The organism is Fertoeibacter niger (genome assembly GCF_009380135.2).
Classification (GTDB): Bacteria; Pseudomonadota; Alphaproteobacteria; order Rhodobacterales; family Rhodobacteraceae; genus Fertoeibacter; species Fertoeibacter niger.
The window spans coordinates 103,450-129,537 of the sequence record NZ_WHUT02000008.1 but is presented as its reverse complement, the minus strand read 5'-3'; the positions used below and the strand labels follow the sequence as shown (position 1 = coordinate 129,537).

The 26,088-nt window shown below is 64.6% G+C and carries 26 protein-coding genes; 21 read left to right on the top strand and 5 right to left on the bottom strand.

Annotated elements, in window-relative coordinates:
• Positions 1-156 precede the first annotated feature (156 nt).
• The 16 genes from GEU84_RS14170 (at position 157) to GEU84_RS14095 (ending at position 17,408) form a co-directional block, all read left to right on the top strand.
• Positions 157-1,416, top strand: a complete 1,260-nt coding sequence (locus GEU84_RS14170; protein ID WP_338144809.1) for a glycerate kinase type-2 family protein — start codon at positions 157-159, stop codon at positions 1,414-1,416.
• Positions 1,417-1,524: 108 nt separating this feature from the next.
• Positions 1,525-2,574, top strand: a complete 1,050-nt coding sequence (locus GEU84_RS14165; RefSeq protein ID WP_152827201.1) for a substrate-binding domain-containing protein — start codon at positions 1,525-1,527, stop codon at positions 2,572-2,574.
• A 187-nt stretch (positions 2,575-2,761) separates the two neighbouring features.
• Positions 2,762-3,994 carry an ABC transporter substrate-binding protein gene (locus GEU84_RS14160; RefSeq protein ID WP_174539882.1) on the top strand — a complete coding sequence of 411 codons (1,233 nt, stop codon included), beginning with the start codon at positions 2,762-2,764 and terminating at the stop codon, positions 3,992-3,994.
• Positions 3,995-4,090: 96 nt separating this feature from the next.
• Positions 4,091-5,038, top strand: a complete 948-nt coding sequence (locus GEU84_RS14155) for a carbohydrate ABC transporter permease (RefSeq protein ID WP_152827197.1) — start codon at positions 4,091-4,093, stop codon at positions 5,036-5,038.
• A 5-nt stretch (positions 5,039-5,043) separates the two neighbouring features.
• On the top strand, positions 5,044-5,868 hold the full coding sequence (locus GEU84_RS14150) for a carbohydrate ABC transporter permease (RefSeq protein ID WP_241427695.1): 825 nt from the start codon (positions 5,044-5,046) through the stop codon (positions 5,866-5,868).
• Positions 5,869-5,871: 3 nt separating this feature from the next.
• Positions 5,872-6,876, top strand: coding sequence for an ABC transporter ATP-binding protein (locus GEU84_RS14145; RefSeq protein ID WP_152827193.1), 1,005 nt, complete (start codon positions 5,872-5,874; stop codon positions 6,874-6,876).
• Between the two features lie 72 nt (positions 6,877-6,948).
• The gene (locus GEU84_RS14140) at positions 6,949-7,734 is read left to right on the top strand and encodes a ThuA domain-containing protein (protein ID WP_152827191.1); all 786 of its coding nucleotides are present in this window, start codon (positions 6,949-6,951) and stop codon (positions 7,732-7,734) included.
• Positions 7,735-7,738: 4 nt separating this feature from the next.
• Complete coding sequence (locus GEU84_RS14135; RefSeq protein WP_152827189.1) at positions 7,739-8,797, top strand: Gfo/Idh/MocA family protein; 1,059 nt, start codon at positions 7,739-7,741, stop codon at positions 8,795-8,797.
• A 145-nt stretch (positions 8,798-8,942) separates the two neighbouring features.
• Positions 8,943-9,995, top strand: coding sequence for a LacI family DNA-binding transcriptional regulator (locus tag GEU84_RS14130; protein ID WP_152827187.1), 1,053 nt, complete (start codon positions 8,943-8,945; stop codon positions 9,993-9,995).
• A gap of 135 nt (positions 9,996-10,130) precedes the next feature.
• Positions 10,131-11,453 (top strand): ABC transporter substrate-binding protein, encoded by a 1,323-nt coding sequence (locus GEU84_RS14125; protein WP_152827185.1) that lies wholly within the window; start codon positions 10,131-10,133, stop codon positions 11,451-11,453.
• Positions 11,454-11,572: 119 nt separating this feature from the next.
• The gene (locus GEU84_RS14120; protein ID WP_152827183.1) at positions 11,573-12,502 is read left to right on the top strand and encodes a carbohydrate ABC transporter permease; all 930 of its coding nucleotides are present in this window, start codon (positions 11,573-11,575) and stop codon (positions 12,500-12,502) included.
• Positions 12,499-13,437 (top strand): carbohydrate ABC transporter permease, encoded by a 939-nt coding sequence (locus tag GEU84_RS14115; RefSeq protein WP_152827181.1) that lies wholly within the window; start codon positions 12,499-12,501, stop codon positions 13,435-13,437. The genes GEU84_RS14120 and GEU84_RS14115 overlap by 4 nt, the downstream gene beginning before the upstream one ends.
• A gap of 64 nt (positions 13,438-13,501) precedes the next feature.
• Positions 13,502-13,690 (top strand): hypothetical protein, encoded by a 189-nt coding sequence (locus tag GEU84_RS14110; RefSeq protein WP_152827179.1) that lies wholly within the window; start codon positions 13,502-13,504, stop codon positions 13,688-13,690.
• A gap of 2 nt (positions 13,691-13,692) precedes the next feature.
• Entirely contained in the window at positions 13,693-14,781 is a 1,089-nt protein-coding gene (locus GEU84_RS14105; protein WP_152827177.1) for an ABC transporter ATP-binding protein, read from the top strand.
• Position 14,782: 1 nt separating this feature from the next.
• Positions 14,783-15,778 carry an ABC transporter ATP-binding protein gene (locus GEU84_RS14100; protein WP_152827174.1) on the top strand — a complete coding sequence of 332 codons (996 nt, stop codon included), beginning with the start codon at positions 14,783-14,785 and terminating at the stop codon, positions 15,776-15,778.
• 10 nt (positions 15,779-15,788) lie between these two features.
• On the top strand, positions 15,789-17,408 hold the full coding sequence (locus tag GEU84_RS14095; protein ID WP_152827172.1) for a dihydroxyacetone kinase subunit DhaK: 1,620 nt from the start codon (positions 15,789-15,791) through the stop codon (positions 17,406-17,408).
• 73 nt (positions 17,409-17,481) lie between these two features.
• Here the strand turns inward: GEU84_RS14095 and GEU84_RS14090 are convergent, their stop codons facing one another.
• From GEU84_RS14090 to GEU84_RS14070, 5 genes are all read right to left on the bottom strand, one after another.
• Positions 17,482-18,729, bottom strand: a complete 1,248-nt coding sequence (locus GEU84_RS14090) for an ABC transporter substrate-binding protein (protein ID WP_152827170.1) — start codon at positions 18,727-18,729, stop codon at positions 17,482-17,484.
• Positions 18,730-18,802: 73 nt separating this feature from the next.
• Positions 18,803-19,855 (bottom strand): aldo/keto reductase, encoded by a 1,053-nt coding sequence (locus GEU84_RS14085; protein ID WP_152827168.1) that lies wholly within the window; start codon positions 19,853-19,855, stop codon positions 18,803-18,805.
• Complete coding sequence (locus GEU84_RS14080; RefSeq protein ID WP_241427694.1) at positions 19,852-20,193, bottom strand: TIGR04076 family protein; 342 nt, start codon at positions 20,191-20,193, stop codon at positions 19,852-19,854. Before GEU84_RS14080 ends, GEU84_RS14085 begins: the two co-directional genes overlap by 4 nt.
• Positions 20,193-20,672 carry a DUF3830 family protein gene (locus GEU84_RS14075; protein ID WP_152827166.1) on the bottom strand — a complete coding sequence of 160 codons (480 nt, stop codon included), beginning with the start codon at positions 20,670-20,672 and terminating at the stop codon, positions 20,193-20,195. The genes GEU84_RS14080 and GEU84_RS14075 overlap by 1 nt, the downstream gene beginning before the upstream one ends.
• The gene (locus GEU84_RS14070; protein ID WP_152827164.1) at positions 20,669-21,400 is read right to left on the bottom strand and encodes a GntR family transcriptional regulator; all 732 of its coding nucleotides are present in this window, start codon (positions 21,398-21,400) and stop codon (positions 20,669-20,671) included. The genes GEU84_RS14075 and GEU84_RS14070 overlap by 4 nt, the downstream gene beginning before the upstream one ends.
• A gap of 72 nt (positions 21,401-21,472) precedes the next feature.
• Here GEU84_RS14070 and GEU84_RS14065 point away from each other — a divergent pair, with 72 nt between their 5' ends.
• From GEU84_RS14065 to GEU84_RS14045, 5 genes are read left to right on the top strand one after another with little or no spacing between them, the layout of a single operon-like run.
• On the top strand, positions 21,473-22,243 hold the full coding sequence (locus GEU84_RS14065) for an ABC transporter ATP-binding protein (RefSeq protein ID WP_152827162.1): 771 nt from the start codon (positions 21,473-21,475) through the stop codon (positions 22,241-22,243).
• Positions 22,240-22,965, top strand: a complete 726-nt coding sequence (locus GEU84_RS14060) for an ABC transporter ATP-binding protein (RefSeq protein WP_152827160.1) — start codon at positions 22,240-22,242, stop codon at positions 22,963-22,965. The genes GEU84_RS14065 and GEU84_RS14060 overlap by 4 nt, the downstream gene beginning before the upstream one ends.
• Positions 22,962-23,870 (top strand): branched-chain amino acid ABC transporter permease, encoded by a 909-nt coding sequence (locus tag GEU84_RS14055; protein WP_152827158.1) that lies wholly within the window; start codon positions 22,962-22,964, stop codon positions 23,868-23,870. Before GEU84_RS14060 ends, GEU84_RS14055 begins: the two co-directional genes overlap by 4 nt.
• On the top strand, positions 23,867-24,799 hold the full coding sequence (locus GEU84_RS14050; protein ID WP_152827156.1) for a branched-chain amino acid ABC transporter permease: 933 nt from the start codon (positions 23,867-23,869) through the stop codon (positions 24,797-24,799). The genes GEU84_RS14055 and GEU84_RS14050 overlap by 4 nt, the downstream gene beginning before the upstream one ends.
• On the top strand, positions 24,796-26,088 hold the full coding sequence (locus GEU84_RS14045) for an FAD-dependent oxidoreductase (RefSeq protein ID WP_174539880.1): 1,293 nt from the start codon (positions 24,796-24,798) through the stop codon (positions 26,086-26,088). Before GEU84_RS14050 ends, GEU84_RS14045 begins: the two co-directional genes overlap by 4 nt.

Below are 26,088 nucleotides of genomic sequence, written 5' to 3'. Positions count from 1 at the left end.
AAACGTAGCGCGGCAGCCTTTCCGTTCCTGCGTTGCGAAGCAAACACACGAAGGGTTCATCGCACCGCCACGCCGCGTGCGGTTCCTGCTGGCAGTTTTGCCGCCGCTGGCTGTATGAAGACCCTACGCCGCCTTCATCCCCGGGAGCATGACGTGATCACCGACCCCCCGCAATTCCTGCGCCGCCTGTTTGATCTGGCCGTGGCCACTGCCGACCCGATGCGCATTGTCGGTGCGCATTTGCCGGCGCGCCCGGCGGGCCGCCTGATCGTGATCGGTGCAGGCAAGGCCAGCGCCCGCATGGCCGAGGCGGCAGAGGCCAGCCTTGGCCCCTGCGAGGGTCTGGTGATAACCCGCTACGGCTATGCCCGCCCCTGCGACGGGATCGAGATTGTCGAGGCAGCGCATCCGGTGCCCGACGCGGCGGGGGCCGCGGCCACGGCGCGGCTGATGGCGCTGGTGGGTGATCTTGGCCCTGATGATCTGGTGCTGGCGCTGATTTCGGGCGGCGGTTCGTCGCTGCTCTGCGCCCCGGCGCATGGGCTGACTCTTGCCGAAAAGCAGGCGGTGAACGCGGCGCTGCTGGCCTCGGGCGCACCCATCGGCGAAATGAACATCCTGCGCAAGCATCTGTCGGCGGTGAAGGGCGGGCAGCTGGCCGCGCTCTGCGCCCCGGCGCGGGTGCTGACGCTGCTGATCTCCGACGTGCCGGGCGATGATCCGGCGTTGATCGCCTCTGGCCCCACCGTGGGCGATGACAGCACGGCGGCCGAGGCGCTGGCAATCGTTGACCGCTGGGCCATCCCGCTGCCCGCGCAGGTGCATGCCGCGCTGCAACAGGGCAGCGGCGTGGTGCCTTGCGGTGATGCCCGGCTGGCCCGTGCCGAAACCCGGGTGATCGCGGCCCCCGCGCAATCGCTGGCCGCCGCTGCGGCCGAGGCTGCGGCGGCGGGGTGCGAGCTGCGCCTGCTGGGCGACGATCTGGAGGGCGAGGCCCGCGATATCGGCTGGGCGCAGGCGCAGATGGCGCTGGCCGTGGCGGCGGGCATGCGCCCGGGCGACAGGCCGGTTCTGCTGTTGTCGGGCGGTGAACTGACCGTCACGCGGCGCGGGGCTGGTTCCGGCGGGCCGAATGCCGAATTTGCCTTGGCGGCGGCGATTGCCCTGGCGGGTGCGCCCGGCATCCATCTGATCGCCTGCGACACCGATGGCGTTGACGGCGCGGCCGAAGTGGCCGGGGCGCTGGTTGGCCCGGACACGCTGGCACAGGCTGCCCGCGCCGGGGTTTCGGCACCGGATGCGCTGGCGGCCAATGACAGCCACGGGTTTTTTGCCGCTGTCGGCGGGCAGGTCATCACAGGGCCCACGCTGACCAATGTGAATGATTTCAGGGCGATCCTGATCTGCCCATCATGATGCCGCGCCGCGGCGTCCGAAAGGTTTCGGATTCTGCAATCGCAGGGCTTTGCCTCAGGTGTTTTGCGAGTATCATCCGGCGCGCGCCCTTCATCAAGATGGAATTCCATGGCCACCCTGAAAGACATCGCAGCCCTGCTCGATCTGTCGGTCACACAGGTCAGCCGCGCGCTGAACGATCATTCCGACGTGAACGAAGCCACCCGGCAGCGAGTGAAAAAAGCTGCCAAATCATTGCATTATCAACCGAATGTATCGGCGCGCAAACTGGTCTCGGGCCGGTCCGGCATGGTGGGGCTGGTGGTGCCGCGCTCGGTTCAGCTTGACCATGACGGGTTGTTTCTGGAGGTGGTCTCGGGCCTGTCCAGCCAGTTTTCCGGGCGCGGCATGCAATTCGTGCTACATATCGCGCAGGATGACGAGCCGGTGCTGTCCGTCTATCAGCGGTTGATCGGCAGCGGCGCGCTGGATGGATTCGTGCTGACCGAACCGCTGGATGACGACCCGCGCATCAGTTTTCTGGCAGCGCAGGGCGTGCCGTTCGTGGTGCATGGCCGCACGGCGCAGCAGGTGGCCTATCCCTATTTCGACATCGACAACCACCGCCTCTCGCAGCATTCGACCGACTATCTGACGGCACGCGGCCACAGGCGGATTGCGCTGATCAATGGGGTGGCCGGGCGGTCCTACGCCACGGCGCGCATCGCGGGCTATCACGCAGGCTTGCGTGCCGCGGGGGTGCAGCCCGATGCTGGCCTGCTGTGCCAGGGCCGCATGGACGAATCGCTTGGTCTGATTTCCACCGTGCGGCTGTTCAGTGGCGATGGGCCGTTTCCCACCGCGATGCTTTGCGGCAACATATTGATTGCAAAGGGTGTTTACCGCGCATTAGAGGCTTTGGGCCTGTCGATTCCGCAGGATGTTTCGGTGATCGCGCATGATGATCACCTGCCCAATCTGCGCGGCTCGGCCTTTTTCCCGGCGCTGACCGTGACCAAATCTCCCATCCGCGACAGTTGGTTGCCGATGGCGGATTTTCTAGCAGGCGCGATTGCGGGCTTGCCATCGGACCAGTTGCAACGTGTGGCGGACTACGAGTTCATCGCCCGCAACTCTGTGGCCGATGCGCCCGCCCGCCAATGTCTGCCGCGCCGCTGAGCAGCACTTTACGAAACTGTTGACGCGAATCAGATGTTAGCGGTATCAGCTTTCCGAAGCGTTTCGGAAAACCCATCCGCACCGCTGGGGAGGAGCGGGGGCCAAACGGCCCCCTGTCAGAAACCGGGAGGAAAACATGCCGAATATCCTGAAAGGCAGGGCCCTGCGCTCGGCCGCCGCCGCAGCCATGGCTGCTGCCCTGTCCGCGCCAATGGCGCAGGCCGACGAGATTTTCTATGTGTCGGGTGCCGTTGGCAATGCCATCGAAAACTTTCGCGTCCTTGTGAAGCCGTGGGAAGAGGCGACCGGCCACACCGTCACCATCGTGCCGATGCCCGCCTCGACCAGTGACCAGTTCGGCCAATACCGCCTTTGGCTGGCCGCAGGCACCGGTGACATCGACCTTTACCAAACCGACGTGATCTGGGCCCCGCAACTGGCCGACCATTTCGTTGACATGACCGAACTGGCCAAGGATCTGGCCCCGCAGCATTTCCCCTCGATCATCGAAAGCCAGACGGTGAACGGCAAGCTGGTGGCTCTGCCGATCTTCACCGATGCGCCCGCCCTGTATTACCGCAAGGATCTGCTGGAAAAGCATGGCGCGACCCCGCCGAAAACCTGGGAAGACCTGACCGCCACCGCGCAGATGATCCAGGATGCCGAACGGGCCGAGGGCAAGGCCGACCTCTGGGGTTATGTCTGGCAGGGCAACGCCTATGAAGGCCTGACCTGCAACGCGCTGGAATGGATTGCATCTTTCGGCGGCGGGCAGATCGTCGAGCCCGATGGCACCATCTCGGTGAACAACGAAAAGGCGATTGCAGCGATTGACACCGTGGCGGGTTGGGTCGGCACGATCTCGCCCGGTGGCGTGCTGTCTTACCAGGAGGAAGAGGCCCGCGGCGTCTGGCAGACCGGCAATGCCGTATTCATGCGCAACTGGCCCTATGCCTATGCGCTGGGGAATGGCGACGATTCCGCCGTGAAGGGCCTGTTTGACGTGGTGCCCCTGCCCACCGGCGGCGGCAATGACACTTCGGCGGCCACGCTGGGCGGCTGGAACGTGGCGGTGTCGAAATACTCCACCAAGCAGGAGGCCGCCACCTCGCTGGCGCTGTTCCTCGCCGGTGCCGAAACCCAGAAACGCCGCGCCCTGACAGAGGGCAACCTGCCCACCATCGTCTCGCTTTATGACGACGCCGAGATTGCAGCGGCACAGCCGATCATCCCGCGCTGGAAAGACGTGTTCCTGCAAGCCGTCCCGCGCCCTTCGGCACCCACCAAGGGCAAATACAATGAAGTTTCCACAAAGTTCTGGTCGGCCGTTCACTCCACCCTTTCGGGCAACAGCTCTGCCGCCGAAAACCTGGAATTGCTGGAGCTTGATCTGGACGACATGAAAGGTTCGGGCTGGTAAGCCCTCCCCTCACCATCCGGACCCCCGGGCAGGGGTGGCAACGCCCCTGCCCTGCCCCCGCAACCCCCCGCCCTCGCGCGGGTCAGGGAGGATGTGATGCCAAACCCCGATCATGGGCCCAGCCTGCAACAGCAGCGCGCCCGCTCCGCCTTTTGGTTTCTTGCGCCGATGTTGATCGCGCTGTTCTGTGTGGCCGCCTGGCCCCTGCTGCGCACCATCTGGTTTTCCTTTACCGACACCACGCTGTCGAACCTTTATGGCGGCAAATGGATAGGTTTCGACAATTACCTGTCGATCCGCACGCTGGAATCGGGTCGGGTGATCTATCGCGGCACGCTGGTCGATCCGGCCTGGTGGAACGCGGTCTGGAACACGGTGCGCTTTTCCGTGCTGTCCGTCACCATCGAAACCGTGCTGGGGCTGATGGTGGCGCTGGTGCTGAACGCCGAATTCAAGGGCCGTGGCCTGGTGCGCGCCGCCATCCTGATCCCCTGGGCCATCCCCACCATCGTCTCGGCGAAAATGTGGGCCTGGATGCTGAATGACCAGTTCGGCATTCTGAACGACATCATGCTGCGCCTTGGCCTGATCACCGAGAAAATCGCATGGACGGCCAGCACCGAAACCGCAATGACCGCCGTGCTGATCGTGGATGTATGGAAAACCACGCCTTTCATGGCGCTGCTGTGTCTGGCCGGTTTGCAGATGATCCCGCGCGACATTTACGAGGCCGCACGGGTCGACGGCATTCACCCGGTCAAGGTGTTCTTCAAGGTCACATTGCCGCTGGTCCGCCCGGCGCTGATGGTCGCCGTGATCTTCCGCATGCTGGATGCGCTGCGCATCTTTGACCTGATCTATGTGCTGACCCCGAATTCGGCCGCCACCAAAACCATGTCGATCATCAGCCGCGAGAATCTGATCGACTTTGACAAATTCGCCTATGGCTCGGCGCAATCGACACTTCTGTTCGCCATCATCGCCATTTTCGTCTCGCTCTACATCTGGCTCGGCAAGGTCGATCTGTCAGGGGGTGGCAAATGAACGCCATGTCTGTTCTGAAAACCATCAGCTTCTACCTGCTGGTTCTGGTGATCGTGGTCTTTGCGGTGTTCCCGTTCTACTACGCCATCCTGACCAGTTTCGAGACGGGAACGGCGCTGTTCGAGGTGAACTATCTGCCGCAAAGCTTTGACTGGTCGAATTACGCCACGGTGCTGAACGGCCGCAATTTCCCGCGCAACGTGCTGAACTCGGTGTTTATCGCCTCGACCACCGTGATTTTCGCGCTGTTTCTGGCCGTCACCGCATCCTACGCTTTGGCGCGGGTGCGATTCCGGGGGCGTGGGCTGCTGTTGATGACCATCCTCGCCGTGTCGATGTTTCCGCAAATCGCGGTTCTGGCCGGGTTGTTCGAGCTGATCCGCTTCCTGGGCATATTCAACACGCCCTGGGCCATGATCCTTTCCTACGTCATCTTCACCCTGCCCTTCACCGTCTGGGTGCTGACCACCTTCATGCGTGATCTTCCGGTGGAAATCGAGGAAGCCGCCATTGTCGATGGCGCAACCCCCTGGATCATCATCACCAAGGTGTTCCTGCCGCTGATGTGGCCCGCCCTGGTGACGACCGGTCTGCTGGCCTTCATCGGCGCGTGGAACGAGTTTCTTTTCGCCCTCACCTTCACCAGTTCGGAAACCACGCGCACGGTGCCGGTGGCCATCGCGTTGTTGTCCGGGGCCTCGCAATACGAAACCCCCTGGGGCACGATCATGGCCGCCTCGGTCATCGTCACCGTGCCGCTGATCCTCCTTGTCCTCTTTTTCCAACGCAAGATCGTGGCGGGTCTGACCGCCGGCGGCGTGAAGGGCTGACCCATGGCACAGATTCAACTGAAGAACCTTACCAAAGCCTATGGCGCCGTTCAGGTGATCAAGGGCATCGATCTTGAAATCCGCAAGGGCGAATTCATGGTGTTCGTCGGGCCATCCGGCTGCGGCAAGTCCACCCTGCTGCGCCTGATCTCGGGGCTGGAGGAGATCACCGGCGGCGATCTGACCTTTGACGGCGAAAGGGTCAACAACCTGATCCCGTCCAAGCGCGGCATCGCCATGGTGTTTCAAAGCTATGCGCTCTATCCGCATATGAAGGTTTATGACAACATGGCCTTCGGCATGAAACTGGCCAAATCCGGGGCTGATGATATCCGGCGCCGGGTAACGGATGCCGCAAAACTCTTGCAGATCGACCACCTGCTTGACCGCCTGCCAAAGGAGCTTTCGGGCGGCCAGCGCCAGCGTGTTGCCATTGGCCGGGCCATCGTGCGCGACCCGCGCGTGTTCCTGTTCGATGAACCGCTGTCAAACCTCGACGCCGCCCTGCGCGTGGCGACCCGGCTGGAAATCGCGAAACTGCACCATTCCATGTCCGGCGTGACAATGATCTATGTCACCCATGATCAGGTGGAGGCGATGACATTGGCCGACCGTATCTGCGTGCTGCGCGATGGCCGCGTGGAACAGGTGGGCACACCCGCCGAGCTGTATGAAGCCCCCAACTCGCTGTTCGTGGCGGGTTTCATCGGCAGCCCGAAAATGAACTTCCTGACCGGCGCGCCCGCCGCTGCGCATGGCTGCACCACACTTGGCATAAGATCGGAACATATCACCATCACCGATGCCGGGCCGCTGTGGCAGGGCACCGTGGTGCATGCCGAAGATCTGGGCTCCGACAATTTCCTGTTTGTCGACATCGGCGCGGGCGAACCCCTGATCGTGCGCCAGCCCGGAAAACTGGCCATTCCCTACGGCACCCGTGTGGGCCTGACCCCGCAACCCCAGCACCTGCACCGTTTTGATGCGGCAGGCCTGCCGATCCGCTGAACCGAACACCGGGCCGGGCCTCCCCCCGCCCCCTACCAACGCGGCCCCGCGCCGCAGACCGGAGACACGAGAATGACGATCCGCACAACCGTCTGGGGCGAGAATGTCCACGAACGGAAAAACCAGGTGGTGGCCGACATCTATCCCAAAGGCATGCACACTTGCATCGCCGATGCGCTGAACGCCGACGCGGGCATCACGGCCAGCACTGTCACGCTGCAAGACGCCGAACATGGGTTGACCGAGGCGAAACTGGCCGAAACCGACGTGCTGGTCTGGTGGGGTCATGCTGCCCATGGCGATGTCGATGACGCGGTGGTGGAACGTGTCTGCAACGCCGTCTGGGGCGGCATGGGCATGATCTTTCTGCATTCCGCCCATTTCGCAAAGCCGTTCAAGCGGCTGATGGGCAGCCCCTGCAACCTTTCCTGGCGCGAGGCGGGCGAACGGGAACGCCTGTGGCTGACCTCTCGCAACCACCCGATCGCCGCCGGCCTGCCCGACCATTTCGAGCTGGAAAACGAGGAAATGTATGGCGAGCCCTTTGGCGTGCCCGAACCCCTTGAAACCGTGTTCATCAGCTGGTTTGCGGGCGGCGAGGTGTTCCGTTCCGGCCTGACCTACAAGCGTGGCGCGGGCAGCATCTTCTACTTCCGCCCGGGGCATGAAACCTATCCCACCTACCACGACGCCAATGTGCAGCGGGTGATTTCGAACGCGGTGAAATGGGCCTACAACCCCGCCACCCGCATCGCCAACCCCAATGATGCGCCCAACACGCCCGTAGACAAGGCGCTGGAGCCGATTACCGAACGCGGGCCCCGTCTGCACCATGACGGCGAAGCAGGGTATCGGTAACACCATGCAAAACATACGCCTTCTTGTCATCGGCACCGGCGGCATGGCCGCGCACCATGCCGCGAACTTTGCCAAAATCCCCGGTGTCACCCTAGCGGGTGGCGTCGATACACGGCCCGAGCAACTGGCCAGCTTCTGCGACCAGTTCGGCATCGAACACCGCTTCACCTCGCTGGATCAGGCGCTGGAATGGGGCGAATTCGACGCCGTGACCAACGTGACCCCCGATGCCGCCCATTACGTCACCACAATGCCGGTGATTGCGGCGGGCAAACATGTGCTGTGCGAAAAACCTTTGTCCACCACCTACCCCCGCGCGCTGGAAATGGCCGAAGCGGCGCAGGTGGCGGGCGTGGTGAACATGGTCAACCTCAGCTACCGCAACGTGCCCGCCTTGCAAAAGGCCGCCGCGATGGTGGCGGCGGGTGACATCGGCACCGTGCGGCATTTCGAGGCCTCCTATCTGCAAAGCTGGCTGACCCAGCCCGCCTGGGGCGAATGGTCAACGGAAGCGCAATGGCTGTGGCGGCTTTCCACCGCGCATGGCTCCAAGGGTGTGCTGGGCGATGTGGGCATCCATATCATCGACTATGCCACCTTCATCGCGGGGTCCGACCCGGTGGAACTGTCTTGCCGCCTGAAAACCTTCGACAAGGCCCCCGGCGGCAAGATCGGCGACTATACCCTTGATGCCAATGACAGTTTCGCCATGCACCTTTCCCTTGCGAATGGTGCGGTGGGCACGATCAGCGCCACGCGCTTTGCCAGCGGCCACCACAATGACCTGCGGTTGCGCATCTATGGCGACAAGGGCGGGCTGGAGGTGCTGTTTGAAAAGAACGAAAGCCGCCTGAACGCCTGCCTGTCCCCCGATCTGCTGACTGCCGCCTGGCAGCCGGTCGAAACCGATCCCGTGCCGTTGGTTTATGACCGCTTCATCGCGGCCATCCGTGGGACCGGCCCGGCGGAGCCTGATTTTGCCCGCGGTGCCGCCCTGCAACAAGTGCTTGATCTGGCCGAAGATTCCGCAAATGCGGGCAGCGTCTCGCTGGCCGTGGCCTGATCTCCGGCCCCAGGCGGGTCCGAAACGCCGCCGCACCCCGTTGCGGCGGCGTTTTCCTGCGCAAACCCCATTGGCGAACGCGCGCGATCCTGCGACACTGATCTTGAGGTGCGTAACACAGAACTGCGGCCGAATGGGAGGAGCCATGCCGACCGACAGACCGGGGCCGCAGACGCGCCCCACCGTGCATGACATCGCGCGCGCGGCGGGCGTCAGCCTGGCCACCGTTGACCGCGTGCTGAACGCCCGCCCCGGCGTGCGCACTGGCACGATCAGCCGGGTGCAGCAGGCCATCGACGACCTGGGCTATGTGCGCGATGCCGCCGCTGCCAATCTGGCCCGGCAGCGCAGCTTTCGCTTTGTCGTGCTGTTGCCCGACCGCGACACCGGCTTTCTGCGCGCGCTCCGGGCCGAGGTGGCTGCGGCGCGCCCCCATGCCCTGCTTGACCGCATCCTGCTGGAACAGCGCGACGTGGCGGCGCAGGATCCGCAGGCCATGGTCGCCATGCTGGATGCCCTCGCCGATGACCGGGTGGATGGTGTGGCCGTGCTGGCCCCCGAAACCCCGCAAACCCGTGATGCCATCCGCCGCCTGCGCGCAACCGGCGCACGCGTGGTCACGCTGGCCTCTGACCTGCCGGGGTCAGAGCGCGATCATTTTGTTGGAATCAACAACTTGGCTGCAGGTCGCACGGCGGGCGTGCTGATGGGCCGCTTTATCGGGCCGGGTGCGGGGCGGGTGCTGGTGCTGGCCGGCAGCATGCTGGCGCGCGACCATGCCGAGCGGCGGCTGGGCTTTGACAGGGTGATCCAGTCGGATTTTCCGCATCTGCACGTCCTGCCCACGCTGGAGGGGCGCGATGATCCGGCGCTGATCGCCGCCATCCTGCCCCGTGCGCTGGCCGCACAGCCCGACATTCGCGGCATCTATTCCATCGGCGCAGGCAACCGTGGCCTGATCCAGTCGCTGCGCGCCATGGGCCGCGCGCGTGATCTGACCGTGGTGGCGCATGACCTGTCGCCCCAGGCCCGCGCCGCGCTGACCGACGGCACCTTTGATGCCGTGATCACGCAGGACGTGGGCCATATGGTGCGCTCTGCCATCCGTGTGCTGCGCGCGCATGTGGAGGGCCGCGACATCATTGCGGCGCAGGAACGCATCCGCATCGAGGTTTTCCTGAAGGAAAACCTGCCCTGACATTGCCCCACCTTTGGCCAGACCAGAAAATTGTAGACATGAGGTACGCACCTCATTTACGTTGATCGCAGAAACGGCGGACCGAGATTCGGAGGGGATCAGCCCGCATGTGTTTCTCAACGGGAGGAAACAGAGATGAAAAGACTGCTTCTGACGACAGCGGCCACGCTGTCGGTGTCTGCCGCTTTCACGCTTTCCGCACAGGCGGAATCGCTGACCCTGTGCTGGGCCGCCTGGGATCCGGCCAATGCGCTGGTCGAACTATCCAAGGATTTTGAAGCCGCCTCGGGCCACACGATGAATTTCGAATTCGTGCCATGGCCCAACTTTGCCGACCGCATGCTGAACGAGCTGAACTCGGGCGGCAAGCTGTGCGATCTGATGATCGGCGACAGCCAGTGGATCGGCGGCGCGGCGGAATCCGGCCATTATGTGAAGCTGAACGATTTCTTTGATGCCAATGCCATCACGATGGATGCCTTTGTGCCCGCCACCGTGACCGGCTATTCCGAATGGCCGAAGAACACGCCGAACTACTGGTCGCTGCCCGCCTTTGGCGATGTGGTCGGCTGGACCTACCGCAAGGATTGGTTCGAGCGGCCTGAAATCGCCGCCGAATTCAAGGAAAAATACGGCCGCGATCTGGTGGCCCCGGCCACCTTCGCCGAACTGCGCGACATCGCGGAATTCTTCCAGGGCCGTGAGATTGACGGCAAGACCGTTTACGGCGCCTCGATCTATACCGAGCGCGGGTCCGAAGGCATCACCATGGGCGCGATGGATGTGCTTTATTCCTTTGGCTTCAAATACGAAAACCCCGAAAAACCCTATGAGATGGAAGGCTTTGTCAATTCCCCCGGCGCCGTCGCGGGGCTGGAATTCTACAAATCCCTCTACGATTGCTGCACCCTGCCCGGCTCGTCCAACGCCTATATGGGCGAGGGGATTGATGCCTACAAATCCGGCCAGGTCGCCTTGCAGATGAACTTTGCCTTCACCTGGCCTGGGTTCGAGGTTGATCCCAACGTGGGCGGCGGCAAGACCGGCTATCTGGTGAACCCCGCCGGCCCGGATGGCGAGCGTTTCGCGCAGCTTGGCGGGCAGGGGATTTCCGTTGTCGCCTATTCTGAAAAACAGGATGCGGCGCTGGAATATATCAAATGGTTCGCCCAGCCCGATGTGCAGGCGAAATGGTGGTCGATGGGCGGTTTCTCCTGCCTGCGCGCGGTGGTTGAAGACCCGTCTTTCGCCTCCAGCCAGCCCTATGCGCAGACCTTCCTCGACAGCATGGCCATCGTGAAGGATTTCTGGGCCGAACCGGCCTATGCGACCCTGCTGCAAGACACGCAGAAACGCTTCCACGATTATGTCGTGGCGGGCACCGGCACCGCGCAAGAGGCGCTTGATGGCCTCGTTGCCGACTGGACCGTGACCTTCGAGGACGAAGGCAAGCTCTGAAACCGGCGCTCCCCCCGCCTTCGGGCGGGGGGAACCCGCAGCGTCACCGTGATTTCGACCGTCCGCCCCCGTGCCCGCCAAGGCCCGAGACCCGGCGACCGTCCGCCAAGGGGCAAAGCATGACCGACACAATTCCCGCGTCCCGGCCCATCCGACGCCGCATCCGCGCGCTGTCAGACCGCAGCATCGCCTGGCTGTTCGTGGCCCCCACGATATTCCTTCTGCTGGCAGTCAACATCTTTCCGCTGATCTGGACGATCCGCCTCAGCTTCACCGATTTCCGCGCCAACCGCCCGAACCGCGAGGTCGAATGGGTGGGGCTGGAAAATTACCGCCGCATCCTGACCGATCCCGACATCTGGAACACCATGCAGGTGACGGCACATTTTCTGGTATGGACGATCGCGTTGCAGGTGCTGATCGGCTTCACCCTGGCCTGGCTGATAAACCGAAAGTTCAGGGGCAACGACCTGTGGACCACGCTCATCGTGCTGCCGATGATGCTGTCGCCCGCCGTTGTCGGCAATTTCTGGACCTTCTTTTACCAGCCGCAGATCGGCCTGTTCAACTACGTCGTCAGCTTCTTTTCCGGGGTTGATCCGTCCTCCTTCACCATGATCGGCTCTGTCACCCTGGCGCCCTGGGCCATCATCATCGTGGATACGTGGATGTGGTCGCCCTTCGTGATGCTGATCTGCCTTGCCGGCCTGCGGTCCATCCCCGACTATATCTATGAGGCGGCCGAGATCGACCGCGCGTCAAAATGGCGGCAGTTCTGGACGATCACCGTGCCCATGGTGCTGCCCTTCCTGATGCTGGCGGTGCTGTTCCGCGGCATTGAAAACTTCAAGATGTTCGACCTCGTTGTGCAACTTACCGGCGGCGGGCCGGGGTCCACCACTGAACTCGCCTCGATCAACCTCAAACGCGAGGCGTTTGAAAAATGGCGCACCGGCTATTCCTCGGCCTTTGCGGTGATCCTTTTCGTGACCGTCTTTGGCCTGGCATCCATCTACGTCAAGGCGCTGAACAAGGTGAAAGACAGATGAGCGGCTCCATCACCGAACCATCATCCCGGCAAAAAACCGTCGCGGGCACGCTGGTCATCCTTTACGCCATCATCACCATCCTGCCGCTGGTCTGGATCATGATGACCGGCTTCAAGACCGGCCCTGACAGCATCAGCTATCCGCCCAAGGTGTTTTTCCAGCCCTCGCTGGAGGGTTATGTGAACCTGTTCACCTCCCGCACCCGCGCCACGCCGGAACAACTCGCCACGCTGCCCGCACCTGCCAATTTCGCCGACGAACTCGCCCGCGACCGGGGCATGATCATCACCGGCCCGTCAAAATTCGGCGAACGGTTCCTGAATTCCGTCATCATCGGTTTCGGTTCCACCTTCCTGTCGATCTTTCTTGGCACGCTGGCCGCCTATGCTTTCAGCCGGTTCAAGATTCCGCTGAAGGATGATCTGTTGTTCTTCATCCTCTCCACCCGGATGATGCCGCCCATCGCCGTCGCCATCCCCATCTTCCTGATGTATCGCAGCCTTGGCCTTTCCGACACGCATCTGGGCATGATCCTGCTTTACACCGCCGTGAACATCTCCCTCGCTGTCTGGCTGCTGAAAGGCTTCATCGACGAGATTCCCCGCGAGTATGAGGAGGCCGCGTTAATAGACGGTTACTCGCGCTTTCAGGCCTTTGTGAAAGTCGTGCTGCCGCAGGCCGCCACCGGCATCGCATCGACCGCGATCTTCTGCCTGATCTTCGCCTGGAATGAATATGCCTTTGCCGTTCTGCTGACCTCGGGCACCGCGCAGACCGCACCGCCCTTCATCCCCACCATCATCGGCGTGGGTGGCAAGGACTGGCCCGCTGTCGCCGCCGGTGCCACGATCTTCCTGCTGCCGATCATGATTTTCACCATTTTGCTGCGCAAACACCTGCTGCGCGGCATCACCTTCGGGGCGGTGCGGAAATGACAACACAATCTGCATCGCCCGTGCATGCGCCGTGCATGCCTTCTGCATCGACCGGAGCCCGCCCATGACCGCGTTTTTCACCGGCCTGATCCGCCTGCGCCGTGGCCCGTGGGAAATGCTGGCCACCCTGCTGATCGCGCTTGGCGTCATCATGCTGATGCAGCCTTTCGTGCTCTGGGCCTTCACCTGGAGCTTCGTCGTCACCCTTGTCGGCACCGTGATGTTCATCATCACCAGCCACTTCCCGGAATAGCCATGGCCGAGATCGTCATCAAGAACCTCCGCAAGGAATTTGGCGCGTTTACTGCCGTGCAGTCGTCATCCTTCACCATCCGGGATGGCGAGTTTTTCATGCTGCTGGGGCCGTCGGGCTGCGGCAAGACCACCACCCTGCGCATGATCGCCGGGCTGGAACTGCCCACCTCGGGCGAGATCTGGCTGGATGGTGAAGAGGTCAGCCAGAAGCCCGCAAGCCAGCGCGACATCGCCTTTGTCTTCCAGATGTTCGCGCTGTATCCGCATATGAACGTGCGGCGCAACATCAGCTATCCCCTTGTTTCGCAAGGCATGAAGCGTGCACAGGTGAAGGCCAAGGTGGCCGAGGTCGCGCGCATTCTGGGTATTGAGAGCATCCTCGACAAGCCGGTATCCGGCCTGTCGGGCGGCGACCGTCAGCGTGTCGCCCTTGGCCGCGCCATCGTTCGCGACCCCAAGGCCTTCATGATGGATGAACCCCTTGGCGCGCTGGATACCGAATTCCGCGAACATATGGCCGAAGAACTGCGCGCCCTGCATGACCGCATGAAGGCCACCACCGTCTATGTCACCCATGACCAGCTGGAGGCGATGCAGATGGGTGACAAGATCGTGGTGATGAACCACGGCGTCATCGAACAATTCGGCACCCCGCAAGAGATCTACGACAAGCCCGCCACGCTGTTCGTCGCCGAATTCATCGGCTCTCCGCCGATGAATTTTCTGCGTTTTCAAGGCGCTGTTACGGCCGGTCAAAACCAGATCACCTTGGGAGAGGCGACCCACGCCGTCCCCGTGCAGCATGACGCGGCCCATGGCCCGCTGGTGTTCGGTGTCCGCCCCGAGCATATTCGCCTGTCCGACACGGCCCCCTACCGGGGCCGGACCATCGCTGTGGAATATCTTGGCACCACCCAGATCGTCACCCTCACCACCCCCCATGGCGACATCAAGGCCCGCATCAGTTCGTCCGACCCGGCCCCCCGCCCCGGCGATGCCGTGGGGTTGGAGTTTCTGGCCCCCACTGTCACCCTGTTCGACCAGAAAACCGGCCGCGCCCTGCGCTCTGCCCTGCACGGAGAGCGTTGATATGGCTGAGGTTTCCTTGAACGGCCTGACGAAAACCTACGGCGCCACCCGCGCGCTGGATGCCGTCAGCTTCACCGTGCCCGACGGCGCATTCGTGGTGCTGCTTGGCCCTACGGGTGCCGGAAAAACCACCACCCTGCGCCTGATCGCCGGGCTGGAACCCGCCGACAGCGGTTCCATCACCATCGCCGGGCGCAATGTCAGCCGTGAAAGCCCGGCAGAGCGTGATGTGGCGATGGTGTTCCAGCAATACTCGCTTTACCCCCACCTGACGGTGCGCGACAATCTGGCCTTCCCGCTGAAATCGCCGATCCTGCGGGTGCCCGCCGCTGAAATCACCCGCAAGGTCAATGAGGTGGCCGAAGTTCTGCGCATCACTCACAAGCTGGACAACAAGGCGACCCAGCTTTCGGGGGGCGAAATGCAGCGGGTTTCCATCGGCCGCGCCCTGGTCCGGTCGCCCGCGATTTACCTGATGGATGAACCGCTTAGCTCGCTCGATGCCAAGCTCCGGTCTGATCTGCGGGTGGAGTTGAAGCGCATTCAGGCCGACCTTGGCGCGACGCTGCTGTATGTGACGCATGACCAGATCGAGGCGATGACCATGGCCACCCATGTGGGCGTGCTGGATCAGGGGCGTCTGGTGCAGTTCGGCACGCCGCGCGAGGTTTACGAAAACCCGGTTTCGGCCACCGTTGCCGCGCGGCTTGGCATCCCGCGCATCAACCTGCTGCCCGCCACCTTGTTCGGCCAAGCCCCCGACCGTGCTGCCACAATCGGCCTGCGCCCTGAACATATCGCCACTGATGCGGGCTCCCCCGCCACCGTGCGGCGGGTGGAGCATCTGGGCGACCAGACCCGCCTGCACCTGACCTGTCAGGGGCATGAGATCATCACCCTAACAGACCCGCACACCACCCTGACCCCCGGGGCCACGCTTGGCATCCGGCCCCACAACCCGCTCTGGTTTGACGCCAGCGGCGCACGGCTTGCCTGAGGAGAAGACATTGGCACAGTTCATCAATTCCCGGGAAACGCTGGTCACGGATGCCATCGCGGGCACCTTGCGCGCTTCGGGCGGGCGGCTGGCGCGGCTGGACGGTTTTCCGCATATCAAGGTGGTGGTGCGGGCTGACTGGGACCGCAGCCGCGTGGCGCTGGTGTCAGGCGGTGGGTCGGGGCACGAGCCTGCGCATGCGGGGTTTGTCGGCGCGGGCATGCTGACGGCGGCGGTCTGCGGCGATGTCTTTGCCAGCCCGTCGGTTGATGCCGTGCTGGCGGGCATTCTGGCGGTGACAGGCAAACCGGGCTGCCTGCTGATCGTGAAGAACTACACCGGCGACCGGCTGAATTTCGGTCTGGCCGCCGAACGGGCGCGGGCCTATGGCCTGAACGTGGCGATGGTGGTGGTGGATGATGACGTGGCCCTGCCCGACCTGCCGCAGGCGCGCGGCGTGGCGGGCACGCTTCTGGTGCACAAGGCCGCCGGGGCATTGGCGGAATCGGGGGCAGATCTGGCGACGGTGGCGGCCATGGCGCAGCGCGTAATCGGCGGCGTGAAATCCATCGGGATGAGTCTGGATACCTGCACCGTGCCCGGTTCCCCGAAAGAGGATCGCATCGCACCCGGCAAGGCCGAACTGGGCCTAGGCATCCATGGCGAGGCCGGGGTAGAACAGGTTGATTTCACTGGTGCGCGCGATGCGATGGCGCGGGTGGCCGAACGGCTGGCCCCGGGGCTGGCATCGGGGCGGCATGTGGCGCTCCTGAACAATCTGGGCGGCACGACCCCGCTGGAAATGGCCGTTCTGGCCGAGGAACTGGCCCATTCAGTGCTGGGCCCCCGCATTGCCGCCATGGTCGGCCCCGCGCCGATGATGACCTCGCTGGACATGCGGGGGTTTTCCGTCTCGCTCTTGGCGCTGGATGCCGAGGTGGAGGCAGCCCTCGCCTCACCCGTAGCCCTGGCGGCATGGCCGGGGATGGAGCCGTTCGGCCCGCCCCTGGTGCTGCCGCTGCCCGACGGGCTGTCTCCGGTGGACCCCATGGCATCCGACCATCCGGCCCACCGGGCGCTGTTGACGCGCTGCTGCGACCTGCTGATCGGGGCGGAAAATGCCTTGAACGCGCTGGATGCCAAATCGGGCGATGGTGATACCGGCAGCACGCTGGCGGGCGCGGCGCGGGCGCTGAAGGGTGCCTTGCACCGCATGCCTCTGGCCGACCTCACGCAGCTTTACCGCGCCATCGGGGTGGAGCTTTCGCAGACCATGGGCGGATCGTCGGGTGTGCTGCTGGCGATCTTCTTTACCGCGGCGGGCGATGCCTCGGCCTCGGGGCATGATCTGGCGGGGTCTCTGGCGGCAGGTCTTGCGCGGGTGCGGCAGGTCGGCGGGGCATCGCCGGGCGACCGCACGATGATCGACGCGCTGGAGCCTGCCTTGGCGGCACTGCCGAAGGGCGTGGCGGCAGCGGCCACGGCGGCGCGCGCGGGGGCCGATGCCACGGCGGGCATGACCAAGGCCAAGGCTGGCCGCGCCGCCTATCTGTCGGCGGCCAGCCTGTCGGGCCACAATGATCCGGGGGCCGAGGCGGTGGCCCTGCTGTTCGAAGGGTTGCAGGGGTAGAAATTGCAGGCCATGGGCCAAAAGGCCTGCAATGGCCGGGGGGCGGGGTTCGCGCCCTGCCCCCCGGCTGCGATCATTTCACCTGTGCCTGCACCGCTTCCACATCAGCGTTGGTCATTTCGCCGGTGGTCGTCACCACGCCATCAACGATTTGCCACAGCCGGAACGGGCCGGAAATATCGCCATAGGCGTCGAAATTCACCGGCCCGATGACGCCTTCATAGCGGATCGGCTTGCCCTCGGCGATCAGCGCCAGCGCCTTGGTGAATTCGTCCTTGCCCGCATGGATCACCTCGCCTTCGGGGTTCACCGCTTCGCGCAGGGCGTCGGGCAGTTTCGTCGCATCGGGCCCGCCCGCGATGGCGATGGCCAGACCCACCAGCGCACCCGCATCATAGCTGCGGTCCGCCGCCGGGGCCGCCGGGTCGATGCCCGAAAACGCCTGATAATTGGCGTTGAAATACTCGGTCGAGGCGGTGGGGTTGGTGCCCGAGGATGTGCCGTAAGCCTGCCCCAGATATTCCGCACCGACAGAGGCGATGAAATCTTCGCTGTTCATCCCGTCATTCAACAGGAATTTCTGCACGCCGCCCTGCGACACCCATGTGCGGGCGATCGTGGCGCCATCCACCGGGTCGGAAATCAGGTAAAGCGCATCCGGCTCGCCCGCATTGGCGGCGGTCACTTCGGAGGCATAGCTGGATTGTTTGGAATTGTAGGGCGTGACCGAGATCACCTCACCCCCCAGTGCGGTATAGGGCGCAGTGAATTCCTTGACCAGATTCACGCCGAAGTCGTTGTTCTGGTGGATGATGACAAGGCGTTTCATCCCCTGATCCATGGCGTATTTCGCCGCCGCAACACCTTGCAGCGCGTCCGAGGTGATGGTGCGAAAGAAGATGCCGTTGGTCTTGCCGTCGCGCCCCAGCGCCGTCAGCGTGGGAGAGGATGACGCGGGCGACACCTGCAACACCTTGGCCGGGCCGGTCACGGATGTCAGGATCGGGATCGACATCGGGCTGATGATACCGCCGATGATGGCGGGCACCTTGCCGACCTGCACCAGTTGCGTGGCGGCATCCACCGCCACATTGGCCTGTGTCTGGCTGTCGCGGGTGTCGGTGATCAACGTGCAACCGGCCACGCCACCGGCATCGTTCAGGTCGCGGAAGGCCATTTCCACCGATTTGGCCCCGGCCTGCCCGTATTCGCCCGCAGGCCCGGTCAGTTCCAGCACAAGGCCGATGGTGATCTGGCAATCCTGCGCGATTACGGGGGTGACGGCCAACGCGGCGACAGTGGCCAGAAGAATGCGTTTCATGATGTCCTCATCTGTTGGGAAGGCCTTTTCTTTTCATACCGCCGGGTCAGGCATTCCGACGGTTTTCAAACCCTTACGAGGCTTTGTTCAGGTTGTATTTGATGATGCTGCCGTGCCGCCCCTGCCGGTCACGTTCCAGGGTGTAGCTGTCACCTTCGGGAATGCGGCCCTGCGCCTGCACGGCGGCAATCTCGGCGCGGTCCTGATCGGTCAGGTGCAGGGTGGCGACGCGGATGTTCTGCGCCAGATGGCTGCGGTTGCGCGCGCCCACGATCACGGCGGCGACGGCGGGGCGGCCAAGGATGGCGGCGCTGGCGACGGTGGCAATGTCGGTGCCATGCCGGTCGGCAATGCCGCGCAGGGTGCGCAGCAGGGTCTGGAACAGATCCCACCCGCCGAAATCGTCGATGATCAGCTTGTATTTGGTGAGTGAGCGGTTCTCCAGCGGGTGCGCGGGTTCGGGCTGGCCCAGCCAGCGGTCGCCCAGAAACCCGCCCGCGACCGACCCGAAGGCGAACAGCTGCATGTCATGTTCCTGCGCCGCCCGCACCAGCAGGCGTTCGGGCCGCGCGTCGATCAGCGAATATTGCACCTGCATCGACACCAGCGGCACGCCCGCCCTGATGATCTCCAGCGTGCGGGGCGTGTCGAAATTCGTGCCGCCGATGTTGTTCACCAGCCCTTCCCGGCGCAGGTCATCCAACCAGCCCACCGCCTCGATATAGCGTGGCACGGCGTAATCCCACCAGTGGAACTGCACCAGATCCAGCCGGTCCATCCGCAGGCGCCTCAGCGATGTTTCCACGATGCGGCGGATATAGCCTGCGTCCAGCGTGGCCAGATCCTCCAGATCGGGCACCAGTTTGGTCTGCACCTTGACCCGCGCCAGCGCTTCTGCCCCGCGCAGGTTGCCGTAATGGCTGCGGAATGCGCCGATCAGATCCTCCACCCCGGTGTAGATGTCGGCGCAGTCAAAGGTCACGATGCCCGCATCGGCAAAGGCCACCATGTCGTCGATGGTCTGCGCACGGTCCACCGGGCCATGGCCACCCGCCAGTTGCCAGCCCCCCCGGATCACACGGGAAATCTGGTAGCCGGGGCGCAGGGCGATCATTGGCACAGTCATGTCAGGTCTTTCGGCAGGGGAACGGCGGTGGTGTCGGCATGGCTGAAGCGGCGCTTGCCCAGCCGGGTGATGCGCAGGCGTGATGGGCAATGCGGGTCGGGGCAGGCCACGTCGGCATCCGAGGTCATCCAGTCATGCGGATGTGTGGCGCGCTGTTTCGCGGGCAGCAGCGGCAGGATCGCCGACAGCGAATAGATCGAGAAACTCTGCCCCGGCGGCATGTGCAACTGTTCGCCCCGCAGCTCAAACCAGTCGCCCGCCCTGCCGCAGTAGATTTTGGCGCCCTCGGGGGCCACGATCTCGACCCGCAGGTCGTAAAGCTCGAAACTGTCGTCCATCAGGTGCCCCGTGCAAAGGTGATCTGGCAGGCACCTGTCTGGCGGATGCGCCCGCATGCGCTGGCCAGAGCCGCCCGGTCATCGGGCCGCACTTGCGCCACCACCGACCCCGCCAGCCAGCCGATCGGAAACAGCATCCGCGCGCCGGGGCCGTAGAACAGGCCGATGTCGAAAATCGGGTCAGGGTTGCCGCCCCACATTCGGGCGGGCACATAGGCCAGCACCACATCGCCGGGCTGCGGGTGCAGCGTTGCATTTTCGGGCGGCAGCGCCGGATGATCGGCTCCAGCCAGATGCGCGGGCGGGATGGGGCAGGATATTTCCGGCCCGGTCCACATCGCATGGATGCCGGGCACCACCCGCGGCATTGCCAGATAATCCCACAGAAAGGCCGCATTGGCCGGTGCCTTGCCGGGCAACAGGTCGGCGGTGACAGACAGGCCCGACGGGCCTTCGGTGATCAGGATCGTCTGGGTCATGCGGTGTCTTTCGCTTGCAGTTTCTGGCGCAGAAAGGCGAAGGGACGGCTGATGTCGGCCACCAGCGCGGCGCGAGCGGCTTCGGCATCGCGGCGGGTCAAAGCATCGACAATCGCATGATGAAACCGCGCGGCATCGCTTTCGCCCGCATCGGAAAAGGCAAAGATCGCGGCGCGGGTGCAGGGGCCGGATTGCAGCCACAGGCTTTCGATCATCGGGATCAGGATCGCCGATCCGCAGGCGCGGTAAATCTCGAAATGAAACGCCTGGTTCAGCGCCACTTCACGGTCCACCGCCGCGCGGTCGCCACCCAGGCGCAGCGCCTCCCATTCCGCCATCTGGTCGCGGATCAGGGTCAGTTGCGCATCGGTCATGCGCGGCGCGGCCAGCGCAATGGCCTGCCCCTCGATCAGAATGCGCGCTGCCAGCAGATCGTCGATACGATCCAGCGTGATGGGGGGCACGCGGATGGTGCGGTTGGGCAGCGCCTCCAGCGCCTGTTCGCTGGTCAGCCGCCCGATGGCATCGCGCACTGGCATGGTGGATGTCATCAGCGCATCCGCCAGTTGCCGGATGGTCAGCACCTGACCGGGTTCGAACAGCCCGCCGATCAGCGCGCGGCGCAGTTCCGAATACACCCGGTCCTGCACGGTTTCGCGGCCCACCGGGGCCAAAGCGATGGAATTTGCAGCGTCCAACCCCGATCCCTTTTCCACCTGACGAATCATCTTGCCCTGTGAATTAGACGCCCCTACCGTGATCAAATCAAGTGTGATCACAGATCAAACATCAGAGGTGCCATGGCAGATCCCGTGCTGGAAGCCCGCAACCTGACGCGCCGTTTCGGCGGCGTAACCGCAGTCGACGGCATGTCGCTGGCCTTAGCGCAGGGCGAGATTCTGGGCCTGATCGGGCCGAACGGCGCTGGCAAGACCACGATGTTTGATCTGCTGGCCGGGTCTGTGGTGCCCACCTCCGGCTCCATCCGCCTGATGGGTGCAGAGGTGGCGGGCGAGGCGGCGCACAAACGGCTGAACCGTGGCATGGGGCGCACCTTTCAGATCCCCCGCCCCTTTCCCGAACTCAGCCTTCTGGACAACATGCTGATTGCCCGGCAGGGCCAGACGGGCGAAGGCTTCTGGGCCAATTTCACCGCCCCCCGCCGGATTGCGGCAGAGGAACGCGCTGCGCGGGAAAAGGCGCGCGCGCTGCTGGAACTGCTGTTGCTGGCGCGGCTTGCCAATGAACCCGCGCGCGTGCTGTCGGGCGGGCAGCGCAAGTTGCTGGAACTGGCGCGGGTGATGATGGCCGATCCGCAGGTCATACTGCTGGATGAACCCGCCGCTGGGGTGAACGCGACCCTGCTGGAAACCATCATCGACCGCATCCGCGCGATCAATGCGCAGGGCGTGACCTTTCTGCTGATCGAGCACAACATCGACATGGTGCAGCGCCTCTGCCACCGGGTGCTGGTGATGGCCTCAGGCGCGCTGCTGGCCGAAGGCACGGCGGCCGAGGTGGCCCGCGACCCCCGTGTGATCGAGGCTTATCTGGGGGGTGCCGCCGCATGACCCGCATTCTGGACGTGCAAGAGCTGGTGGCGGGGTATGAGCCTGGCCTTTCCATCGTCAAGGGTGCCTCGATACATGCGGATGAAGGCGAAATTGTCGTGATCCTTGGCCCCAACGGTGCCGGAAAATCCAGCCTGATCAAGGCGATTGCCGGGCTGGTGCCGGTGACGGGCGGGCAGGTGCTGCTGGACGGTGTGCCCATCACCGCGACGCCCGCGCATCTGATGGTGCGCCGGGGTCTGGCCTTTGTGCCTCAGACGGAAAACATCTTTCCCCTGCTGACGGTGCAGGAAAATCTGGCGGTGGCGGGCGGCATCCTGCCCCGCGCCACGGTGCCCGCGCGCATTGACGAGATGTTCGGCATGTTCCCCGATCTGGCCCGGCAGCGGCGGCTGTTGGCTGGCAGCCTGTCGGGCGGGCAGCGGCAGATGCTGGCCGTGGCCCGCGCGCTGATCGTGCATCCGCGCGTGCTGATGCTGGATGAACCCTCCGCCGGCCTGTCACCCAAATTCGTGGAAATGGTGTTCGCACGACTGGGGGAGATCCGCCGCGCGGGGCTAACCATCGTGCTGGTCGAACAGAACGCGCGTGCGGCGCTGGCCATCGGCGACCGGGCCTATGTTCTGGCCGAGGGGCGCGAGGCGCATGAAGGGCCTGCCGCAACCCTCTGGAATGACCCGGTGATTGCCGAACTCTATCTGGGGCACAGGAAAGCATCATGAGCCTGCAATTCATCCTCGACGGGCTGATCAACGGCTCGATGATCGGCCTTGGCGCGATTGGCGTGACGCTGACCTATGCGATCCTGCGGTTTTCCAACTTTGCCCATGGCGATCTGATGGCTTGGGGGGCCTATGCCACGCTGGCGCTGGTGTCGGGCATCGCGGCGCTGGCGGGCGCGGCGGCGCCGATCGGTGCGCTGTCATTCGGCTGGCCGATGATCGTGGCGGCCTTGGGTGGCATGGCGCTGACCGGGCTTCTGGCGCTGGCGCTGGATTGGCTGCTGTTTGCCCGGCTGCGCGACCGGGGGCAGGCGATCATCATCGTGATGGCCAGTTTCGGCGCGTCGATGGCGCTGCGCAGCCTGCTGGAGTTTCTGTTCACCTCATCCCCCGTCTATTATTCCCGTGCGATCCAGATGGCGATGCCGGTGGGTCTGGGCATCCGCGTGACGCCCGACCAGATTGCGCTGCTGGTTGTGACGCTGGCGCTGGTGCTGGGGATGCACCTGTTCATGACCCGCAGCCAGACCGGGCGGGAAATGCGGGCCTACAGCCAGAACCCGGCGCTGGCCCGGGTGGTGGGCATCGACGTGGCGCGGATCGTGCGGGCGACATGGCTGATCGGCGCGGCGCTGGCCTGCGCGGCGGGCATCATGGTGGGCATTCTGGTGCAGATCAGGCCGCTGATGGGTCTTGACATGCTGTTGCCGATGTTCGCCGCGGCCATTCTGGGCGGCATAGGCTCTATCCCCGGGGCGGTGCTGGCCGGGCTGATCATCGGGCTGTCCGAGGCGGCGACGGTGCAGCTGATCGGGGCGGAATGGCGGGCGGCGGTGGCCTTCGCGATCCTGATGGCGGTGCTGTTCATCCGCCCCATGGGCCTGTTCGGGGTGGCAGAGCGATGATCGACCTTCTGAGCTATGGCGCGTTTTTCCTGTCAACCGCGCTGATTTTCGGCATCATCACGCTGGGCCTGAACCTGCAATGGGGGCTGACCGGGCTGTTCAACGTGGGTATCGCCGGGTTTTTTGCCATCGGTGCCTATGCCTCGGCGATCCTGACGACGCCCGAGGTCGCTGACCGGATCGGCGGATTTGGCCTGCCCATTGCCGTGGGCTGGCTGGGGGCCATGGCGCTGGCCGGGTTGGCGGCGGCGATCACCGGCATTGCCACGCTGCGGCTGAAGGCGGATTATCTGGCGATCACCACATTCGGTGTGGCGGTGGTGGTGCAACTGGTGATGCTGAACGCCGAAGCGCTGACCGGCGGGCCGTTCGGCGTGGCGTTCATCCCCCGCCCCTTTGCCGGGGTGCAGGATCAGCCGGTGCTGTTCAACGCGCTGAACCTGATGGTGGTGGCTGGTGTGACGCTGGCCATCTATCTGGCGCTGGAGCATCTGTCGCGCAGCCCCTGGGGCCGGGTGTTGCGCGCGCTGCGTGAGGATGAACGTGCGGCGATCAGCCTTGGCAAATCGGCCCGCAGCTACCGCGTGCAGGCCTTTGCGGCGGGGGGTGCGGTGATGGGGCTGGCGGGGGCCGTGCAGGCGCATTTCATCGGCTTCATCGCGCCCGACAACTATCTGCCGACGCTGACCTTTCAGGTCTGGGCGATGCTGATGGTGGGCGGATCGGGGTCTAACCGGGGGGCGGTGCTGGGGTCCATTGTGGTCTGGGCGATCTGGGTGGGGTCAGGTGCCGCCACGGCGGCGCTGGTGCCCGGCGACTGGCAGGCGCGGGCGGCGGCGTTGCAGATTGTCGCCATCGGGGTGATGCTGTGCCTGATCCTGCTCTGGCGGCCGCAGGGGTTCTTTGGCCCGCGCCGGGGGCGGATGTGACCGCGCCCGCAACGCTGTGGCATGCCACAGCCCCCGCTCTGCCCCCGTTCCCTGCGGCACGGGGCGAGATTGACGCCGATCTGCTGATCGTGGGCGGAGGGTTCGCAGGCCTGTCCACCGCCCTGCATGCCGCCGAAGCGGGGCTGCGCGTGGTGCTGTGCGAGGCTGAGGCGGTGGCCTGGGGGGCCAGCGGGCGCAATGCCGGTTTCGTGGTGCCCAATTTCGCCAAGGTTGATCCTGAGACCGTCATCGCAAGGCTGGGGCCTGATGCTGGCGGGCGGCTGGTGGCCATGGCCGCCGGCAGCGCCGATCTGGTGTTCGGGCTGATCCGCCGCCACGGCATCGCCTGCGATGCGGTGCAGGCGGGGTGGATACAGCCGGCCCATTCCGACACGGCGCTGGCGCGGGCACAGTCGCGCGCGCGCCAATGGGCCGGGCTGGGCCGCCCCGCCGAACTGCTGGATGCCGCCGCTGTTGCGGCGCTGACCGGCGTGGCAGGCTGGCGCGGCGGCTGGATCGACCGTTCAGGCGGCACGCTGAACCCGGTGGCTTATGCAAGGGGTCTGGCACAGGCGGCGGAAATGGCGGGCGCGCGGCTGCATGACGGAACCCCCATCACCAGCCTGGTCGCCAAGGGCGCGCATTGGCTGGCCCGCAGCCGCCATGCCACGATCAGGGCGGCGCGGGTGGTGCTGGCGACCAATGCCTATGCCGGGGGTCTGGTGCCGGGGCTTGCGCGCAGCTTCTTTCCGCTGCGGGTTTTCCAGATTGCCACCGGGCCTTTGCCGCTGGCGGTGCGCCAACGCTTGTTGCCGGGGGGGCAATGCGTGTCGGACAGCCGCCGCAACCTGTTCACCTTCCGCTTTGATGCCGAAAACCGGCTGATCACTGGCGGCATGCATGTCTTTGGCCCGGGGGCGGCCGCGCGGGTGCCACGTGTCATCCATGCCCGCATGGCGCGGATGCTGGGGGTGGATCTGCCGCCACTGGCCTATGGCTGGTCTGGCATGGCTGCGGTCATGCCCGGCTTTCTGCCGCGCCTGCTGACACCTGCGCCCGGGCTGATCGCAGGATTTGCCTGCAACGGGCGGGGCATCGCCATGACCACCGCGATGGGCCGCGAACTGGCCGCATGGGCGCAGGGCACCCCGGCCGGGGCGCTGGCGATTCCTGCCACGCCCCCCGCCCCCCTGCCCCTGCACGGCCTGATGCGCCATGCGCCCAATGCGCTGCTGCTGGTCAGCATGATCCGCGACAGGCTGGAAAGCCCTGCCGATCTGCCGCGCTAG

Excerpts from the sequence above, each read along its gene's own strand:
- GEU84_RS14065 (WP_152827162.1), top strand. The coding sequence starts at position 21,473 with ATGGCAGATCCCGTGCTGGAAGCCCGCAACCTGACGCGCCGTTTCGGC.
- GEU84_RS14135 (WP_152827189.1), top strand. The coding sequence starts at position 7,739 with ATGCAAAACATACGCCTTCTTGTCATCGGCACCGGCGGCATGGCCGCG.
- GEU84_RS14140 (WP_152827191.1), top strand. The coding sequence starts at position 6,949 with ATGACGATCCGCACAACCGTCTGGGGCGAGAATGTCCACGAACGGAAA.
- GEU84_RS14105 (WP_152827177.1), top strand. The coding sequence starts at position 13,693 with ATGGCCGAGATCGTCATCAAGAACCTCCGCAAGGAATTTGGCGCGTTT.
- GEU84_RS14080 (WP_241427694.1), bottom strand. The coding sequence starts at position 20,193 with ATGGACGACAGTTTCGAGCTTTACGACCTGCGGGTCGAGATCGTGGCC.
- GEU84_RS14060 (WP_152827160.1), top strand. The coding sequence starts at position 22,240 with ATGACCCGCATTCTGGACGTGCAAGAGCTGGTGGCGGGGTATGAGCCT.
- GEU84_RS14070 (WP_152827164.1), bottom strand. The coding sequence starts at position 21,400 with ATGATTCGTCAGGTGGAAAAGGGATCGGGGTTGGACGCTGCAAATTCC.
- GEU84_RS14120 (WP_152827183.1), top strand. The coding sequence starts at position 11,573 with ATGACCGACACAATTCCCGCGTCCCGGCCCATCCGACGCCGCATCCGC.
- GEU84_RS14155 (WP_152827197.1), top strand. The coding sequence starts at position 4,091 with ATGCCAAACCCCGATCATGGGCCCAGCCTGCAACAGCAGCGCGCCCGC.
- GEU84_RS14050 (WP_152827156.1), top strand. The coding sequence starts at position 23,867 with ATGATCGACCTTCTGAGCTATGGCGCGTTTTTCCTGTCAACCGCGCTG.
- GEU84_RS14145 (WP_152827193.1), top strand. The coding sequence starts at position 5,872 with ATGGCACAGATTCAACTGAAGAACCTTACCAAAGCCTATGGCGCCGTT.
- GEU84_RS14055 (WP_152827158.1), top strand. The coding sequence starts at position 22,962 with ATGAGCCTGCAATTCATCCTCGACGGGCTGATCAACGGCTCGATGATC.
- GEU84_RS14100 (WP_152827174.1), top strand. The coding sequence starts at position 14,783 with ATGGCTGAGGTTTCCTTGAACGGCCTGACGAAAACCTACGGCGCCACC.
- GEU84_RS14110 (WP_152827179.1), top strand. The coding sequence starts at position 13,502 with ATGACCGCGTTTTTCACCGGCCTGATCCGCCTGCGCCGTGGCCCGTGG.
- GEU84_RS14165 (WP_152827201.1), top strand. The coding sequence starts at position 1,525 with ATGGCCACCCTGAAAGACATCGCAGCCCTGCTCGATCTGTCGGTCACA.
- GEU84_RS14130 (WP_152827187.1), top strand. The coding sequence starts at position 8,943 with ATGCCGACCGACAGACCGGGGCCGCAGACGCGCCCCACCGTGCATGAC.
- GEU84_RS14150 (WP_241427695.1), top strand. The coding sequence starts at position 5,044 with ATGTCTGTTCTGAAAACCATCAGCTTCTACCTGCTGGTTCTGGTGATC.
- GEU84_RS14085 (WP_152827168.1), bottom strand. The coding sequence starts at position 19,855 with ATGACTGTGCCAATGATCGCCCTGCGCCCCGGCTACCAGATTTCCCGT.
- GEU84_RS14115 (WP_152827181.1), top strand. The coding sequence starts at position 12,499 with ATGAGCGGCTCCATCACCGAACCATCATCCCGGCAAAAAACCGTCGCG.
- GEU84_RS14160 (WP_174539882.1), top strand. The coding sequence starts at position 2,762 with ATGGCTGCTGCCCTGTCCGCGCCAATGGCGCAGGCCGACGAGATTTTC.
- GEU84_RS14090 (WP_152827170.1), bottom strand. The coding sequence starts at position 18,729 with ATGAAACGCATTCTTCTGGCCACTGTCGCCGCGTTGGCCGTCACCCCC.
- GEU84_RS14075 (WP_152827166.1), bottom strand. The coding sequence starts at position 20,672 with ATGACCCAGACGATCCTGATCACCGAAGGCCCGTCGGGCCTGTCTGTC.
- GEU84_RS14125 (WP_152827185.1), top strand. The coding sequence starts at position 10,131 with ATGAAAAGACTGCTTCTGACGACAGCGGCCACGCTGTCGGTGTCTGCC.